15 protein-coding genes are annotated in these 16,286 nt (G+C 65.0%); 10 read left to right on the top strand and 5 right to left on the bottom strand.

What is annotated here, in order from left to right; translation table 11 throughout:
- Positions 1 to 3: 3 nt before the first annotated feature.
- The 4 genes from MB818_RS15645 to MB818_RS15630 all read right to left on the bottom strand — a co-directional run bounded on the left by MB818_RS15645 (position 4) and on the right by MB818_RS15630 (position 4,104).
- Positions 4 to 1,149, bottom strand: a complete 1,146-nt coding sequence (locus MB818_RS15645; RefSeq protein ID WP_234184976.1) for a cytochrome D1 domain-containing protein — start codon at positions 1,147 to 1,149, stop codon at positions 4 to 6.
- A complete protein-coding gene (locus MB818_RS15640; RefSeq protein WP_234140182.1) occupies positions 1,146 to 1,505 on the bottom strand; it encodes a c-type cytochrome in 360 nt (119 codons plus the stop codon). Before MB818_RS15640 ends, MB818_RS15645 begins: the two co-directional genes overlap by 4 nt.
- A complete protein-coding gene (gene cobA / locus MB818_RS15635; RefSeq protein ID WP_238905692.1) occupies positions 1,498 to 2,271 on the bottom strand; it encodes a uroporphyrinogen-III C-methyltransferase in 774 nt (257 codons plus the stop codon). The genes MB818_RS15640 and cobA overlap by 8 nt, the downstream gene beginning before the upstream one ends.
- 87 nt (positions 2,272 to 2,358) lie before the next feature.
- A complete protein-coding gene (locus MB818_RS15630) occupies positions 2,359 to 4,104 on the bottom strand; it encodes a cytochrome D1 domain-containing protein (RefSeq protein WP_234145761.1) in 1,746 nt (581 codons plus the stop codon).
- Positions 4,105 to 4,268: 164 nt separating this feature from the next.
- On the opposite strand from MB818_RS15630, the gene MB818_RS15625 reads away from it, so the two are divergent.
- Positions 4,269 to 5,441, top strand: a complete 1,173-nt coding sequence (locus MB818_RS15625; RefSeq protein WP_238905691.1) for an NnrS family protein — start codon at positions 4,269 to 4,271, stop codon at positions 5,439 to 5,441.
- A 10-nt stretch (positions 5,442 to 5,451) separates the two neighbouring features.
- Here the strand turns inward: MB818_RS15625 and MB818_RS15620 are convergent, their stop codons facing one another.
- A complete protein-coding gene (locus MB818_RS15620; protein WP_234163287.1) occupies positions 5,452 to 6,420 on the bottom strand; it encodes a zinc transporter ZntB in 969 nt (322 codons plus the stop codon).
- 225 nt (positions 6,421 to 6,645) lie between these two features.
- Between MB818_RS15620 and MB818_RS15615 the strand changes: the two genes are divergently transcribed.
- The 9 genes from MB818_RS15615 (at position 6,646) to MB818_RS15575 (ending at position 16,166) form a co-directional block, all read left to right on the top strand.
- Positions 6,646 to 7,098: a c-type cytochrome gene (locus MB818_RS15615; RefSeq protein ID WP_234145759.1), complete on the top strand. Its 453-nt coding sequence runs from the start codon at positions 6,646 to 6,648 to the stop codon at positions 7,096 to 7,098.
- Between the two features lie 15 nt (positions 7,099 to 7,113).
- Positions 7,114 to 8,481: a cbb3-type cytochrome c oxidase subunit I gene (locus MB818_RS15610; protein ID WP_234140176.1), complete on the top strand. Its 1,368-nt coding sequence runs from the start codon at positions 7,114 to 7,116 to the stop codon at positions 8,479 to 8,481.
- Between the two features lie 5 nt (positions 8,482 to 8,486).
- Positions 8,487 to 9,296, top strand: a complete 810-nt coding sequence (locus tag MB818_RS15605; RefSeq protein WP_238905690.1) for a CbbQ/NirQ/NorQ/GpvN family protein — start codon at positions 8,487 to 8,489, stop codon at positions 9,294 to 9,296.
- 8 nt (positions 9,297 to 9,304) lie between these two features.
- Positions 9,305 to 11,227, top strand: coding sequence for a nitric oxide reductase activation protein NorD (locus tag MB818_RS15600; protein ID WP_238905689.1), 1,923 nt, complete (start codon positions 9,305 to 9,307; stop codon positions 11,225 to 11,227).
- Positions 11,224 to 11,772, top strand: coding sequence for a cytochrome c oxidase subunit 3 (locus tag MB818_RS15595; RefSeq protein WP_238905688.1), 549 nt, complete (start codon positions 11,224 to 11,226; stop codon positions 11,770 to 11,772). The genes MB818_RS15600 and MB818_RS15595 overlap by 4 nt, the downstream gene beginning before the upstream one ends.
- Before the next feature lie 4 nt (positions 11,773 to 11,776).
- Positions 11,777 to 12,034 (top strand): cytochrome C oxidase subunit IV family protein, encoded by a 258-nt coding sequence (locus MB818_RS15590; protein WP_234145755.1) that lies wholly within the window; start codon positions 11,777 to 11,779, stop codon positions 12,032 to 12,034.
- A gap of 221 nt (positions 12,035 to 12,255) precedes the next feature.
- A complete protein-coding gene (locus MB818_RS15585) occupies positions 12,256 to 13,938 on the top strand; it encodes a Na/Pi cotransporter family protein (RefSeq protein WP_238905687.1) in 1,683 nt (560 codons plus the stop codon).
- Between the two features lies 1 nt (position 13,939).
- Positions 13,940 to 14,779, top strand: a complete 840-nt coding sequence (locus MB818_RS15580) for an EamA family transporter (RefSeq protein WP_234145753.1) — start codon at positions 13,940 to 13,942, stop codon at positions 14,777 to 14,779.
- Between the two features lie 85 nt (positions 14,780 to 14,864).
- The gene (locus tag MB818_RS15575; RefSeq protein ID WP_234177068.1) at positions 14,865 to 16,166 is read left to right on the top strand and encodes an NAD(P)/FAD-dependent oxidoreductase; all 1,302 of its coding nucleotides are present in this window, start codon (positions 14,865 to 14,867) and stop codon (positions 16,164 to 16,166) included.
- Positions 16,167 to 16,286 lie beyond the last annotated feature (120 nt).

Genomic DNA, 16,286 nt, shown 5'->3' with positions numbered 1-16,286 from the left:
TGGTTACAACCCCGTCCGATGGGCGCGCGCGGTAAAGAAGATGCCCGAGGGGCTGTCAGCCTCGATCTCGCGCAGTTTCTCAAAGGTGCGGGTGTCGTAGACCATCACCTTGCCCGCGTCGCGGACGCTGATCCAGACCTCGTGCCCGCGCGGCGTGAATTCCATATGCAGCACGGCGGGGCCGGGTTTGAACTGGTGGATCACCTCTTTGCTGACCGTGTCGATCACCTGAATGGTGTCGTTCAGCGGATGGGCAAAGTTGACCCAGACCTGACGCCCGTCGGGTCGCGCCATGGCGAATACCGGCTGGCCATGCGTGGCGGTGCGCCCGGTCTCGGTCAATGTGTCGGCATCGACCCACAGGACCTGCGCATGCCCCACGGCGGGCAGCACGAATTCGCTTCCCGTCAGTGCCCAGCCTTCCAGATGCGGCATCTTGTAGACCGGCATTTCCTGCTGGCCCCGGCCATAGTCGGACAGCACGCGGATCGGTTGGGGCGTCTCGTCCCACAGGTCAAGCGCGGTCAGCCCGTCCTCGCCAAAGAGGCCGGTGATATAGGTGCGGCCATTGCCGGTGATCAGCGCGTCATAGGGATTCTTGCCCATGCCGGGAATGGTGGTCAGCATCGGCTCGGGCGTGGTGAAATCGGCGATCCATGTCTCGCCCGTATCCCAGACGGTAAAGACAAACCGGCGGCCCGGCGCATCGACCAGGCCGATGGTCTTGCCGCCGGTGGGGATGTCGGCAACCATCTCCAGCGTGTCGGCGTCAAAGACGCGCACCCCGCCGGGGTCATAGTTGGACACCGCCACCAGCCGCCCATCGTCGGATATGGCGCCGCCGATGGCATTGCCAGATTGCAGCACACGGTTCACGATCTGGCGGGTGGTGATGTCGAGTTTGGTCAGACCGCCGTCGCGACCAAACACATAGGCAAAGCGTTCATCCGGAGAATAGACCAGCGAGGCATGCGAGAGATCGCCCAACCCCTCGATCCGGGCCAGAGCGGCGCGCTCGGACTGATCGACCAGCAGGACCGAGCCGTTGGCCCGTTCGATCACCAGCCCCAGATCGCCGGTGGCGACGGTCTGGGCGTTGGCGGTGCCCGCCAGCAGCGCGGCGACAAGAGTCAGGACAAGCGGTTTCATCGGGCCTCCGGGTCTTGCAGGTATCGGGCGATCCATTCGGCCTCTTCCTCGGTCAGCAGCGGGCGCCAGGGCGGCATGGCGGTGTCGGGGATGCCGTCGAGGATGACGCCGGTCAGCACCTCGCGGTCGAAATGGCCAAGCGCCTCGGGCCGGATATCGGGGCCAAGCCCGCCCTTGAGCGTCAGCCCGTGACACGAGCCGCAATCCTGCTGCACCAGCCGCCTGAGCGCGTCGGGGTCGAGGGTTTCGGCGGCAAAGGCGGTGGTGGCCAGAAACGCGGCAACGGTCAGCAACGCCTTGCCTGTTCCAACTGCGGTGCCGCTCTGAAAGCGGGGAAAGAAAGAACTGTCAGCCATGGGCCACCGCCTGTTCCAGCAACTCGGTGACCGGCTGCTCGGCATAAAGCGAGACCACCTTGCCGATGATAAAGAGGGTCGGCGCCTCAAGCGCCTCGGCCCGGGCATCCGCCGCGATCCGGTCGAGCCGCGACAGCAGGCGGCGCTCATCCGGCGTGGTCGCACGGCTGATCGCAAGAACCGGGGTCGTGGCGGGCAGGTTCTCGGTCATCAGGCCGATGGCGATCTGGCCGATATTGGCCACGCCCATATAGACCACCAGCGTGGTGTCGGGATCGGCGAGCCGTTTCCAGTCGAGGTCCAGCACTTGGCCCGCCTGCCGGTGGCCGGTGACATATTGCACGCCGGTTGCCAGACCACGATGGGTCAACGGCACGCCGGTGGCACTCGAAGCCCCCTGCGCGGCGGTGATGCCGGGGGCGTAATCGACCCGCACCCCGTGGGCCATGAGAAAGGCCGCCTCTTCCGAGCCGCGGCCAAAGATCATCGGGTCGCCGCCCTTGAGCCGGGCCACCACATGACCCGCGCGGGCCTCGTCCAGAAGAATGCGGTTGATCCGCTCCTGCGGCACGGGATGGCATTTGGGCGACTTGCCCACCGGGATCATCCGGGCACCATCGGATGCCATGGCCACGATCCGGGGATCGACCAGCCGGTCATAGACCACCACCTGGGCCTCTTGCAGCAGGCGCAGGGCGCGCAGGGTGAGCAGTTCGGGATCTCCTGGTCCTGCGCCGATCAGGTGGACATGTCCGGTGAGTGTCATGGCGTGCTCCGTCAGGTTGGGGCTGGCGAGAGGGGAAGGGGATGGGCGGGCCCCGGGACGCAACCGGGCCCGCCCGACGGACCGGCGTCAGTAGACGTCGGACCGGGTGTTGTAGACGTTGAACTTGCCGGTCGGAGTGATCAGGCGCGGGTCCTTGATCACGGCCTTGAGTTCCAGCGTCTTGTCGTCGACAACGACGATGGCGCTTTCCAGGTCCTTGGCGTTCCAGACCGAGAACCAGATCTCATTGCCTTCCTGGTTGAACTCACCCTGCACGACGCGGGGCTGGCCCTCGCCGATCTCGGCCCATTCCACGATCGGAAGAACGGTGTATTCCGGCTCTTCCTGGGCCAGATCACCCAGTTTGAAGACCGCGACCGAGCCCGAGATTTCCGCATCCGGGTTCAGCGGCGCATCGACATAGAGATGCTCCGATGTCGGGTGCGATTTCACGAAGAGCGAACCGCCGCCCTGGGCATAGAGGGTCTGCACGACCTTCCAGGCGTTGTCGGGGTGCCCTTCGGGGTCGGTGCCGATCAGCGCCACGGTCTCGTCGCCCAAGTGCGAGGTTGCCCAGACCGGACCATAGGTCGGGTGCATCAGGTTGGCGCCCCGGCCCGGGTGCGGGGTTTGACCACCGGTCTCGACCAGCGCGGTCAGGGTGCTGTCCTTGGTGTCGACCACGGCCACCTTGCCACGGGCGTTGGCCGCGACCAGGAAGTACCGCTTGGAACTGTCGAACCCGCCATCATGCAGGAAGCGTTCGGCTTCGATCTCGGTCACCTTGAGGTTCTTGATGTCCGAATAGTCGATCATCAGGATCTTGCCGGTTTCTTTGACGTTGACGATGAACTCGGGGTTGAAGTGGCTGGCCACGATCGAGGCCACGCGCGGTTCGGGGTGATAGCTCTGGTCGTCATAGACCATGCCGCGGGTCGACTTGATCTTGAGCGGCTCCAGCGTGTCACCGTCCATGATCACGTATTGCGGCGGCCAGTAGGAACCGGCGATTGCGTATTTGTCCTCGAACCCTTTGAACTTCGAGGTCTCGATCGACCGCGCTTCGGAACCGACCTTGATCTGGGCCACGGTGGCGGGGGTTTCCATCCACAGGTCGATCATGTTCACAAGCGCGTCGCGCCCGATCACGAACAGATAGCGGCCCGAGGCCGAGATCCGGCTGATATGCACCGCATACCCGGTGTCGATCACGGCGTGGATCTTGTAGTTGGCACCGTCGATCAGCGCCACCTGACCGGAATCGCGCAGCGTGACCGAGAACAAGTTGTCGATGTCGATATCGTTCATCTTCTCGGTCGGGCGATCCTCGGGCGCGACCAGAACTTTCCAGGTCTCGCGCATCTCGGCCATGCCGAATTCGGGCGGCGAGGCCGGATCGAGCAGGATGTAGCGCGCCATGATGTCGATTTCTTCTTCGCTCATCTCACCCGACGTGCCCCAGTTGGGCATCCCGGCGGGCGAGCCGTAGGTGATGAAATCGCGCAGGTATTCATAGCCCACGTCACGGGTGATGTCGGTGGTCAGCGGTTTGCCGGTGGCACCTTTGCGCAGCACGCCGTGGCAACCGGCGCAGCGTTCGAAATAGATCTTGTTGCCGATGTTGTACTCTTCCTGCGTCATCACCGGGTCGCCTTCGCGGCGTCCGGGGATTTCCAGGTTCAGGGCACCAAGGGTGGTCATGCTGGGCTGATAGGCGGCGCCGGCATCCGACCCGTGGCTGTCCTGAGCGGCAACCATGGGTGCGGCCAGGCCCAGGGCCATGGCGGCGCTGGTCAGAAGCAGGGTTCTGCGAATGGCGGGGGTTGGTTTCATAACGGTGTCTCCGTCGAAGGCTGGTGAGGCATGTCCGACTCTGGCAGCCCGCGCGGGGCCGCTCCTTGACTTTCGTTAAGGTCACGCATTGTCGTCGCCGCTAGCGTGGTGGAACTGAGCGAACGGATCCCGCGCGCGCACCGCATGCGGGCAGGAGGCAAGAGATGACCGCGCTGGCGCGACTTTTTTCCGAAGGGTTTCGGGTATTTTTCCTCGCGGCGGGCCTTTACGGCCTGTTCGCCGGGGCGATCTGGGTTCTTTTTCTTGCAGGCGACGGGCTTGCGCTGGCGCAGGTGCCCAGCCAGTGGCACGCCCATGAGATGGTGTTCGGCTATGCCACCGCCGCGCTTGGGGGGTTCTTTCTGACCGCAGTGCCCAACTGGACCGGCGCGCCCGGCGCGCGCCAGTACTTCATCGCGCTGGCGGCGGGGCTGTGGCTGGCCGGGCGGCTGGCGGTCTGGTACGCGGGCGCGCTGCCGCCGGTCTGGGTGGCGCTGCTGGATTTGGCCTTTCTGCCGGTGCTGTCGCTCAAGATCGTGACCCAGCTGTTGAAACGACCCAAGCCGCAGAACCTGATGTTCCTTTTGTTCCTGGCCTATCTCTGGGCCGCGAATCTGTGGCTGCATCTGGACTGGATCGGCACCGGCTATGGCGATGCCGAAACCGGGCTGCGCGCCGGGCTGGCGGTGCTGTGTGCGCTGATCTCGGTGCTGGGCGGGCGGATCACCCCGGCCTTTACCCGCAACGCTATGAAACGCGCAGGCGTGGCTGAAACTCTCTGGCCGGTCAGCCGGGCGCCGGTCGAGCGGCTGGCGCTGGGGCTGGCCCTGCTCTTGCCGGGGCTGGTCCTGGGCGGTGCACCAGACGGGTTGACCGGCGCGGTCGCGCTGGCCTTTGGTGCAGTGCAGGCGTTTCGCCTCATGCGCTGGGGCGGATTGTGGTGCCTGTCTCAGCCGATCCTGTGGGCGTTGCACCTGGCGCTGGCGATGCTGGCGGCGGGCATGATCCTGTGGGGGCTGGCCGGGCTGGGCCTGGGCAGCGAACTGGCGGCATTGCATCTGCTGGGCATCGGCTGTGTCGGCGGCATGACGCTGGCGGTGATGAGCCGGGCGGCGCTTGGTCATTCCGGCCGCCCGTTGGTGGCGCCGGGGCCGATGGTGCTGGGCTATGGCCTGATGGCTGCGGCGGCGCTCACACGTTGGGCGGGCAGCGGGCTTGATGCGCTCTATCTCCCCGCAATGCTGCTGGCCGGGCTGCTCTGGACGGCCGCGTTCGCCACCTATCTGGCGGCGATGTGGCCGGCGCTGATCGGTCCGCGCGCGGGCGCTGCCGGATAGTTCCGGCGTCTCACAGCCATTTCAGCAGTCGGAACAGCAACACGATGGCCAGGCCCAGCAGCGCCGAGGCGCCAGCCAGCAGCCAGAAGGCCAGCGGCGTACCCGTACCCGGCATTCCGGCGATATTGACCCCGAACAGGCCGGTCAGAAACCCCAGCGGCAGGAATACCGCGGCCACCACCGACAACACGAAGCTGTTGCGGCCCAGCAGGCGCACCTGTTCCGAGGCGATCTGATCCTGAACTGCGGCCAGCCGGTCGCGGGTCGCATCCAGTTCCTCGATGGTGCGACGCGTGCGATCGACAGCCTCGCGCAGCAGAACCAGACCGGCGGGATCGAACAGCCCGGCCTCGTTGCGCAAGAGCGCATCCAGCGCCTCGCGCTGCGGATGCAGGTAGCGGCGCAGCTTGATTGCCTCCAGGCGCAGGGCGCTGAGTCGGTCATGCACGTCACCGGCGCCTTCCAGCGCCTCTTCCTCGATCCCGTCGGTGCGGTCGTCGAGCTCCAGTGAGACGGATTCGATCCTGTGCGACAGTCCGTGCAGCAGCTCGGACAGAAACAGGGCGATACTGTCCGGCCCGCGCCCACTGTCGGATTGCTGGCGCAGCTCATCCGTTGCGCGGATGCGACGGATACGTGAGGTGACGACAAGCGAGGGCGTCACCCAGAGCCGCAGCGAGACCATGTCCTCGCGCGCCGATCCCGGGTTCAGGTTGACGCCCCGCAAGTTGAGCAGGATGCCATCGGCGAGCGGATCACAGCGGGGTCGGGTCTCGGTCTGGGTCAGGGCGCTGGCGGCCACCGGCGGGATATGCGCGTGCAGCCAGTCGGCGCTGGCTGGATCGGAAAGATCGAGGTGTAGCCAGCGAAACCCGGCGCCCGCGATGGGCGCGGCGGCGGGCCAGTCCTCGGTGACGGGGGTGGCATGACCAGCGTCGAAATCGAACGCGTGGATTGGGGCGAGGGTTTTTGCGGGCATGGTAAACGGCCTGTTTTGCACCAAGAGTGACCCGCAGCCGCACCCGCTGTCCAGCGCAAATCCTGTCGGATCTTCCGCCCTTGCGGGCGTCCTCGCCATGCATCGCGAGGAGGCCCGCAAGGGCCGAGGAGCGGCATTCGGCGCCTGTCTTGACTTTGGTTAAGGCATCTTTCGCCCCGCCCGCCATTGTCGCCCCATCAGAAACGCGGCGCAAAGGAGAGCGCGATGCGCGAAGTCATGACCAAAAGCATGGCCCGCAACATTTTCTATGGCGGGTCCCTCTTCTTCATCCTCATCTTTCTGGCCCTGTCGGCCCATTCCCACCGCTATATCAGGTCGACCTCGACCAATGCCGAAACGCTGACCGCCAGTGTCGCCGACGGCAAGCATGTCTGGGAGAAACACGCCTGTATCAACTGCCATTCGATCCTGGGCGAGGGCGCCTATTTCGCCCCCGAACTGGGCAACGTGATGACGCGCTGGGGCGTGCAGGACGATCCCGATGCCGCCTTTGAGATGCTCAAGGGCTGGATGGAGGCGCAACCCACCGGCATCGAAGGCCGTCGCCAGATGCCGCGCTTTGACCTCAGCGACACGGAGATGCGGAACCTGTCCGATTTCCTGCTGTGGACGAACACGATCGACACCCAGGGCTGGCCGCCCAACGACGCCGGCTGAGAAGGGAGCACAGACATGAAATACGAATCCCAGAAAATCGCCCTCGTCTACTTTGCCGTAGCGATGGGCCTGTTTGCGATCCAGGTGCTGGGCGGTCTGCTCGCCGGCTGGATCTATGTGGCCCCCAACACGCTGAGCGAGCTGTTGCCGTTCAACATCGTGCGGATGTTGCACACCAACTCGCTGGTGGTCTGGCTGATCCTCGGCTTCTTCGGGGCGGCCTATTTCCTGATCCCCGAAGAGGCCGAGCGCGAAATCCACTCGACCAAGCTGGCCTATATCCAGCTGGCGATCCTGGTTCTGGGCACGCTGGGCGTGGTGGTGACCTATGTGTTCAACCTGTTCGAGGGCCACTGGCTTTTGGGCAAGGAGGGGCGCGAGTTCATCGAACAGCCCAAATGGGTCAAGGCGGGCATCGTCGTGGCGGCGCTGATCTTTCTCTACAACGTCTCGATGACGGTGCTGAAGGGCAAGAAGACCGCGATCACCAACATCCTGCTTCTGGGTCTCTGGGGTCTGGCACTGCTGTTCCTGTTCAGCTTCTACAACCCGTCGAACCTGGCGCTGGACAAGCAGTACTGGTGGTACATCGTACACCTCTGGGTCGAAGGCGTGTGGGAGCTGATCATGGCCTCGATCCTGGCCTATCTGATGCTGAAACTGACCGGCGTTGACCGTGAGGTGGTCGAGAAATGGCTGTATGTCATCGTCGCCGCCGCGCTGTTCTCGGGCATCCTCGGCACCGGTCACCATTATTACTGGATCGGGACGCCGGGGTATTGGCAGTGGATCGGCTCGATCTTCTCCTCGCTAGAGGTCATCCCCTTCTTCGCGATGATGGCCTTTGCCTTTGTCATGGTGTGGAAAGGTCGCCGGGATCATCCCAACAAGGCCGCCCTGCTGTGGTCGCTGGGCTGTGCCACGCTGGCTTTCTTTGGCGCCGGGGTCTGGGGTTTCCTGCACACGCTGCACGGGGTGAACTATTACACCCACGGCACCCAGATCACCGCCGCCCACGGGCACCTGGCGTTCTTTGGGGCCTATGTGGCGCTGAACCTGGCGATCTTCAGCTATGCGATGCCGATCCTGCGCAATCGCGATCCCTATAATCAGGTGCTGAACATGGCGTCCTTCTGGCTGATGAGCAGCGGCATGGTCTTCATGACCTTTGTGCTGACCTTCGCCGGAACCATCCAGACCCACCTGCAACGGGTCATGGGCGAATACTTCATGGACGTGCAGGACCAGGTCGCGATCTTCTACTGGATGCGTTTCGGCTCGGGCCTGGTGGTGGTGATCGGCGCACTGCTGTTCATCTATGCCATGTGGGTACCGCGGCGCGAGATCATCGAGCGCGGCGCCGTCGAAACACCGGCCGAGTGATGCAGATGGACGGATCGAAACATATGGGAACGGGGGCGGCAGACGCCCCCTTCTACCTCGCCCAGGGCGATGAATGCGATATCTTCACCGCCGCTTATGACAACAATCTGCCGGTTCTGCTGAAGGGGCCGACGGGCTGCGGCAAGACCCGGTTTGTGGCCCATATGGCGGCAAAACTCGGCCGCCCGCTTTATACCGTGGCCTGTCATGACGATCTGGCCGCCGCCGACCTTATCGGGCGCTACCTGCTCAAGGGCGGCGAGACGGTCTGGGTCGACGGGCCGCTGACCCGCGCGGTGCGCGAGGGCGCGATCTGTTACCTCGACGAGGTGGTCGAGGCGCGCAAGGACGTGACCGTTGTGCTGCACCCGCTGACCGACGACCGTCGTATCCTGCCGATCGACCGCACCGGCGAAGAGCTGGAGGCCGCGCCCGGCTTCATGCTGGTGGCGTCCTACAACCCCGGCTACCAGAACATTCTCAAGACCCTGAAACCCTCGACCCGGCAACGTTTTCTGTCGCTGGAGTTCGACTTTCCCTCGCCCGAGCTGGAGGCGCGTGTCGTCTCCGAGGAAAGCGGCCTGCCGCTGGAGCGGTGCAAACCGCTGATCCGGTTGGCGGGCAAGCTGCGCGGGCTCAAGGGGCAGGATCTGGAGGAAGGGGTCTCCACCCGCCTCGTGGTCTATGCCGCGACACTGATCGCCCAAGGCATGCCGACCGAACGCGCCATCCTGGCCGCCATGGTCGAACCCCTGACCGATGACGAGGATATCAAACGCGGGCTCCTCGATCTGACCACCGCCGTCTTTGGGTGAGGCCGGCGATGGTTCAGATCGACTTCGAGCCATGGGAACCCGAGGAGACAATCGGGAAACTGTGGCATAGCCTTGCCAGCCGTCTCGACGCACCATTGGTGCACGAAGGAGCCGCGGTCGACCTGTCAGAGGTCGCGGGACGGCTGGCCGTTCTTTTTCGGGGCCTTGGCGGCAACGCCGGGGTCGAGCTTCGCCCGGTCTCGCCCGAGATCTCGCGCCACCGGCTGAGCTGGCGCCGCCGTCTGGGCACCGAGGCCGAGGCGCTGCCGCGCGCCAGTTTCGACGGCGAGGTGCTGCGCCTGCCGGACCGGCTGGCGGTGTTTCCGATGCGCGCGGCCAACGGGGCGCTGTATGTCTGGCTGGCCGCCGCCGCCGCCCATGCCGGCACCCGTGTCGACGAGGATGACCCGCTGCGCGCCGATCTGGGGGCGCTGTCAGCGGCACAGGCGATGGTGGCGGCAACGCTTTCCGACGCACCGGGTTTGCGCCCGCTTTACGCCGAACTGTGCAAGGGCCTCTTGCAGCAGCGCGACCTGCCGGATCTGCCTCCTGCCGAGGCCGCAGTCGAAGAGCTGATCCGCCAGATGCTGGGCGACCCGCAATCGCTTTCGGCGCGGGCTGCGCAGTTTCAGGCGATGGACGAGACCCTCACCGCCCCACGCGGTTATCAACCGTTTCGCCCGGTGCCGCTCTGGCCCGAGCTGCGCGCGGTGGCCCTGTCCGAGCATCACGAGGCCGAAAGCCGCGATACCGAGGGGCCGCCCGAGGAATCGGGCGAAAAGACCCATCGCGCCCGGCGCCGCAAATCCGACATGGCCGCGCGCCATGACAGCTTCATCCTGCACAAGTTCGAAGCGATCCTCAGCTGGGCCGAGTTCCTGAACCTCAACCGCCGCGTCGATGACGATGACCCCGACAACGCGAAAAAGGCCGCCGACGATCAGGACGAGATCGGACTGGGCCAGATTTCCAAGGCGCCACCGACACGGCTGAAACTGCATCTGGATCTGGCGCCCGAGGATGTGGACCGCGAGCGGCTTTCGGGCCGGGTGCTCTATCCCGAATGGGACGTGCGCACCGGCGCCTATCTGCCGGACCATGTCAATGTGCTGACGTCGGAGGCCGAGATCCGGGACGGCGCCGATGCCTTTACCCACGACCCGGCCACCACTCGCCGCATCCGCGCGGTCAAGCGCCAGTTCGAGGCGCTGCGCCCGGGCCGGATGATGACGCGCGGCCATCTGGACGGCGACCAGCTGGATGTCGAGGCCGCCGTGCGCGGCCATCTGGACCGGCTTGCCAATGGCGAGGGCAGCGAGCGCATCTGGATGCAGTCGCGCCCGGTGGCGCGCGATCTGGCGGTGTCGATCCTGCTTGATGTCTCACGCTCGACCGAAAGCGCGGTCTCGGGCCGTGCGGTGATCGACATCGAACGCGAGGCGCTGGCGGCGCTGGCCTGGGGGCTGGATGCCTGCGGCGACGATTTCGCCATCCACGCCTTCAGCTCGTTGAAACGCGCACGCGTCTATGTGCAGCGCTGCAAGGGCTTCGGCGAGGCGATGAGCACCCAGGTCGAGGCGCGTATCGCCTCGCTGCGACCCGGTTTCTACACCCGGCTTGGCGCCGCGATCCGCCATGCCTCGGCCGATCTGGCCGGGCAGGGGCGCAAGCGGCGGCTGCTGTTGGTGATCACCGACGGCAAGCCCAACGATCTGGACCATTACGAGGGCCGCCACGGGATCGAGGATACCGCCATGGCGGTGCGCGAGGCGCGCCGCGCCGGGCAATCGGTGTTCGGCGTCACCATCGACAAATCCGGCAAAAGCTGGTTCCCCCGCATGTTCGGGCAGGGCGGTTTTGCCGTGATCCCCGACCCCAACCGGCTGACATTGGCCCTGCCGCAGATCTATCGGCAACTGGTCGGCGCATGAGCGAGCGCTCGCTGATCGACGAATTGCCGGGCGAACTCATGATGTGGGTTCTGATCCTGTCCGAGCTTCTGGTGTTCGGTGCCGGTCTGGTGGCGTTGCTGGCGGTGCGGCTGACCGATCCGTCGGGCTTTGCCGAGGCGCAGGATCATCTTTACCGCACCGGGGCCGCGCTCAACACCGTGGTGCTTGTGACCTCGGGCTACCTCGCGGCTTGCGCGCTCCACTGCTGCCGCTCGGACCGGCGCTCGCGGGCCCGTTGGGCCCTGCTGCTTGCGGCGGGGCTGGGGGCGCTGTTTCTGGTCATCAAGGGCGCGGAATATGCCGGCAAGGTGGCCCAGGGGATCAGCTATGACACCCATCCGTTTTTCATGTTCTATTACCTGCTGACCGGATTTCACGCGGCGCATGTTCTGGCCGGGGTCGCGATCCTGCTGCTGGTGGCCTGGCGCGATGCGCCCCGCAATATCGAGGCGGGCGCGCAATTCTGGCATATGGTCGATCTGGTCTGGGTCCTGCTCTACCCGGTCGTCTATCTGGCGGGGTGAGCCGATGCGCAGGTTCCTCTCCGACCCATTGAGCCGCGCCTGGCTGGCGCTGCTGGGGTTGAGCCTTGCGGGCGCCCTGCTGACGCTGGTGCCGGTGCCGCAGGCACTGATCGGCGCGGGCGTGTTGATCCTGGCGCTGGTCAAGGCCCGTCTGATCCTGTCGCGCTATCTGGAACTGGGGCAAAGCCCGGCCTGGATGCGCGGTATCGGAACAGTCCTGACCGGGTTTGTACTGTTGTTGCTGGCGCTGTCGCTGCTCTGATCGCCATTTCGTGACCGTCTTTGCCCGGAAAATACCGGTTTTGTGGGTTTGCCCATTGCACGTTTGCGCAAACAAAGGCAGCTTGGGCCAATTCTGGCCCCCGACCTATTGAGTCTCATATCTTTCCGAGAGCGGCGGGGACCACTCGGACACAAGAACAGGAGCCCGCCACGTTGAACCACCCTTTGCACCCAAGCGCGACCTGCCCCGAAGGCTGAGCCATGGCGATCTTTTCCTTTCTGATCAGCCTGGCGGGCGCGACGATGCTGCTGCTGTTTGCGGTGCGGATGGTGCGCACCGGAATCGAGCGCGCCTATGGCTCGTCGTTCCAAAGGGTGATGACCGGTAATAGCGGTGTGTTGCGGGCCGGGGCGGTGGGATTGGTCATGGCGGTGGTGCTGCAAAGCTCGGCCGCGGTGGCTTTGCTGACCTCGGGCTTTGCCGGGGCGGGGCTGATGGGGTTCGGTCAGGGGCTGGCGATCGTGCTGGGCGGCGATCTGGGCTCGGCGCTGGTGATCCAGATCCTGTCCTGGCGGCTGGACTGGCTGGTGCCGCTGCTCTTGGCGGTGGGCGGCTGGCTGTTCGTCAAGACCGAACAGCGCAAGGCGCGTCAGTTCGGGCGCATCCTGATGGGCATCGCCTTTATCCTGATCTCGCTGCGGTTCCTGCGCGAGGCGATGGACCCGATCCGCGACAGTGCCTTTCTGCCCGCCATCGCCGACTATCTGGCGCGCGACTATGTCACCGCGTTCATCGTCGGCGGCGCGCTGGCCTTTGTCATGCATTCCTCGGTTGCGGCGATCCTGATGTGCGTGACGCTGGTTCAGATCGGCGCGATCCCCTTTGCCGCCGGCCTGTCGCTGGTGCTGGGCGCGAATTTCGGCAGCGCCTTTATCCCGGTCTGGCTGTCGCGCGGCATGACCATGCCCGCCCGGCGCATCCCATTCGCCAATCTGGCGTTGCGCGGCACCTGGGCGGTGCTATGCCTGTTCGCGGTCAACCTGGCACTGCGCAACGGTCTGGGCGCCGGTGAGCATGGCGGACAGGAACTGGTCTATGCGCATCTGGCCTTCAACGCCTCGCTGTTGGTGCTGGCGCTGCCGTTCTGCAACCTCTTGGCCGCGCCGCTGGCACGGCTGTTGCCGGACCCGGCGCAGCCGGTCGATGCGGACACCCTGGCGCGCCCGGCCTCCAGCCTCGACCCCGCCCATATCGGCAGCCCGGCACAGGCGGTGTCGAGCCTGAAGCGAGAATTGCTGCGCATGGCCGATCTGGTCGAGGCGATGTTCCGCCCGGTTCTGGGCCTCTATCGCGATGGCGACAAGACCCGGATCAAGGCGGTGCAATCGCTGGATAAAGAAGTAAACGCCTGCCTGTCGGGCATCCGCCGCTATGTCGCCGCGCTGCCCGCCGATCAGATCGGCAAGGACGCGGCGCGCAGCGCGCGTGACATGCTTGAATATGCGGTGCGGCTGGAAACCGCCGGTGACGTGGTGGCCGGGCGGCTTTGCGTTCTGGCGGGCGATCTGCGCAAGACCGGCAACCAGTTCTCGAAAGAGGGCTGGTCCGAATTGCAGCAGATGCACGAGACCATTCTGGCCAACATGAAACTGGCCTCGAACGTGCTGATCTCGGACGATCTGGAAAGCGCGCGCCTGTTGAGCCTGGAAAAGACCGAGCTGAAACGCGCCGAGCGCAGCAGCCGCAAGCGGCATTTCCGGCGCTTGCAGAATGGCGAGGTGCAGAGTTTCGACACCAGCGATTGCCATCTGGAAACGCTGCGCGCCCTGCGCGAGTTCAACAGCCATGTCTCGGCGGTGGCCTATCCGATCCTTTATGCCAACGGTCAACTGCTGGAGACCCGCCTGATCGAAACCCTGCCCGCCACGCAGGACGAGGACTGAGATGTCGGCGGGCATCGTCGCCATCATCCTGTCGGCGGCCCTGTTGCACGCGGTCTGGAACGCCATCGTCAAAAGCGCGGCGGACCGTACCACGATGCTGGGCCTTGTCGCGTCGGGTCATGTGCTGGCCGGCGGGATCATGGTCATGCTGCTGCCGTTGCCGGCGCCTGAAAGCCTGCCCTATATCCTGCTCTCGACGGTGATCCATTTCGGCTATTACTACATGCTGGGTCAGGCCTATCGTCATGGCGATCTGAGCGTGGTCTATCCCATCGCGCGCGGCATCGTACCGGCGCTGGTGGCGCTTTGGGCGCTGCTCTTGCTGGGTGAGACGCTGCCGGCGCAGGCCTGGGTCGGCATCGCCACCATCGCCGCCGGTATCCAGCTGAGCAGCTGGTCGGCGCTGCGCCACGGGGTCGGGCGCGCGGCGCTGGGGTTTGCGGTGGGCACGGGCCTGTGTATCTCGGCCTATTCCGTGGTCGACGGGATCGGGGTGCGGCTGTCGCAGAACACGCTGTCCTATTGGGCCTGGGGGGCGTTCCTGCATCTCTTCATCGCGGGCTTTGTCGCGATCCGCAAACGGAGCACGCTGGCGGGGCTGAAGCCAAAGGTCTGGGCCACCGGCATCCTGGGCGGGCTGGTGTCGATGGCGGCCTATGGGCTGGTCCTTTATGCCAAGAACTTTGCCCCCCTTGGTGCCGTGTCCGCGCTGCGCGAAACCTCGGTGATCTTTGCCGCCCTGATCGGCTTTGTCTTTCTGGGAGAAGGCAACTGGAAACGCCGTCTGGGGGCGGCGGCGCTGATGGCGGCAGGGGTGGCACTGATCGGCATGGCGGGTTGAGATAACGGCGGGTCAAAAATTTGATCATATCTGGCAGGCCTCTGAATTTGCTGCTATAGCAGGCGGCGAAACAGGGGATGAGATGATGGACCTGCTGACCGTAAACGACCGCCCCGGCGAATACCCGCCGTCTTATTATGCCGCGCAGGCAAAGAAGCTCGACCCGTTCCCCCAGGCAAAGGGCGCGCTGAGCTGCGATGTCTGTATCGTGGGTGGCGGGTTCACCGGCCTTTCGGCGGCGCTGCATCTGGCGCAGCGCGGTTATGACGTGGTCCTGCTCGAGGCGCAGCGCGTGGGCTTCGGCGCCTCTGGCCGCAATGGCGGCCAGGTGGGGCAGGGTCAACGGTTGGAGCAGGAAGAGCTGGAAAAGATGCTGGGCCGCGACCATGCCCATGCCCTGTGGCAGGTGGCGCGGCAATCGGTCGATCTGGTGCGCGAGCTGGCGGCCTCGGATCTGGTGCATGCCGATTTCCATCCCGGCATCATCCATGCCGATCATCGCGAACGCTTTGTCCGGCACAGCCACGACCATGTCCGCCATATGCGCGAGGACTATGGCTATACCGCGATCCGGGCGCTCGATCGGGACGAGATGCGGCACCTGGTGGCCTCGGATGCCTATCATGGCGGCGCTATCTACGAGGATGCGGGCCATATCGACCCGCTGGAACTGGTGCTGGGTCTGGCCCGGATGGCGGTGGCCGCGGGCGCGCGCATCTTCGAGCGTTCGAAGGTAACCGCGCTTACCGAGGGCGATCCCGCCCATCTGCGCACCGATCAGGCCGAGATTTCCGCGCGCCATGTGGTCTTGGGCTGCAACGGCTATCTGGGCCGGCTCGACGACCGGGTGGCGGCGCGGGTCATGCCGATCAACAACTATATCATCGCTACCGAACCGCTGGGGCCCGAACGGCAAGAGGCGCTGATCCGCAACAACCACGCGGTGGCCGACAGCAAGTTCGTGATCAACTATTTCCGGTTCTCCGATGATCACCGGCTGCTGTTCGGTGGCACCGAAAGCTATGGATACCGCTTTCCGTCCGACATCGCCGCCAAGGTGCGCAAGCCGATGCTGGAGATCTTTCCGCAGCTTGCGGATGTGCGCATCGACCATGCCTGGGGCGGCACGCTGGGCATCACCATGAACCGGATGCCGCATTTCGAACGGCTGTCGGGCAATATGCTGAGCCTGTCGGGTTTCTCGGGTCATGGCGTGGCACTGGCAACGCTGGCGGGTCAGATCGCGGCGGAAACCATCGCCGGACAGGCGGAACGGTTCGATCTGATGGCACGCGTGCCCGGGCGCCCGTTTCCGGGCGGTCCGGCCCTGCGCACGCCGCTCTTGATCCTGGCGATGCTGTGGTTCAGCTTGCGCGACAGGCTGTGACGCCGGCTGCAATTCTTTTTGAGCAATAGATTTTACGGCCTAAGCGCGAGAAGCGATTGCCAAAAACAACTTTGCTCTTCTACCATGCCTGCAGGTATTCTCTGTTTAGGACATAGCCGT

This window comes from Ruegeria alba (genome assembly GCF_022321465.1).
Taxonomy (GTDB): Bacteria; Pseudomonadota; Alphaproteobacteria; order Rhodobacterales; family Rhodobacteraceae; genus Ruegeria_B; species Ruegeria_B alba.
Note: the sequence above shows the minus strand (reverse complement) of the source record. Positions and strands in the feature narration are given on the sequence as shown.